A 980-nucleotide genomic window follows, 5' to 3' on the forward strand; every position below is an offset into this window, starting at 1 on the left:
GCTGTCGCGCTACGCCGCCCGGCTGCGCGACCCGGCGACGCGCGGCACCACCGCCATGGCGCTGCAGGACGAGATCACCCTGGCCAGCGTCTTCGTCTTCCGCATCAGCGCCACGCTGTTCCCGCCGGCGGTGGAGCGCGCCGCCGCCCGCCCCGGCGGCGCCGACCCGGTGCTGGCGCGGCTGTCGCGCGCCTCGACGCAGAGCGTCGGCGGCATGCTGACCATCCTGAGCGACCGCGGCCTGTCGGTGGAGAATGCGCGGCCGATCGCCGCCGCCCTGGCCGAGGACGCGCCGCTGCTGCGCCCGGCCATGCCGGAGGAGGCGCGGCTGGCGCTGATCGCCCGCACCGCCGCGCTGATCGTGCAGCACCAGGACGAGGCTGTGCGGCGCGACCTGCGGACGCTACAGGAGCGGCTGCGCGAGGCGGGCTGACCCCCGCCCCGCCCACCCCTTCCCGCGCGCGACGAGGCCCTGCCGCATGCCGCTGTCCACCCGGCACCATGCTTCCCACGACGTCTTCCTGCTGCGGGACGGGTTGTTCGAGGCGCCGCCGAACGCGGTGCTGCACACCGGGGGCACCGCCGCCCCCGGGGGCGAGGAGAAGGCGGCGCCGGGCGGGCTCGGCCGCACCCTGTCGCAATGGCCGCTCAACTGCTTCCTGCTGCGCGGCCCGACCGGGCTGACCCTGGTCGATGCCGGCTGCGGCTCGGCCTGGGGCGAGGGCTTCGGGGGTGCCCGCGCGGCGCTCGGGCGGCTCGGCCTGGCGCCGGAGGCGATCGACCATGTGCTGCTGACGCATCTGCACAGCGACCATGGGCTGGGGCTGTTCGAGGGCGAGGCCGCCTATTTCCCGCGCGCCGAGATCCTGCTGCCGCGCGCCGAGCTGGCCTTCTTCACCGACACGGCGGAGCGCGACCGGCTGCCCGCCGCGCGCCAGGGCGGCTTTGCGCTGGCGGCGCGGCTGCAGCGCCTCTATGCC

2 protein-coding genes are annotated in these 980 nt (G+C 76.7%); both read left to right on the forward strand.

The annotated features are described in order from the left end of the window. Nucleotides 1–433 (forward strand): hypothetical protein (locus HMPREF0731_RS21825; RefSeq protein ID WP_040614398.1); only part of this gene is annotated, 433 nt, incomplete at its 5' end. Nucleotides 434–479: 46 nt separating this feature from the next. Then, nucleotides 480–980, forward strand: a 501-nt coding sequence (locus tag HMPREF0731_RS21830; protein ID WP_007006425.1) for an MBL fold metallo-hydrolase, incomplete at its 3' end; no start/stop codon positions are given.

The sequence above is a fragment of the Pseudoroseomonas cervicalis ATCC 49957 genome (assembly GCF_000164635.1).
In the GTDB taxonomy this organism is placed as follows: domain Bacteria; phylum Pseudomonadota; class Alphaproteobacteria; order Acetobacterales; family Acetobacteraceae; genus Pseudoroseomonas; species Pseudoroseomonas cervicalis.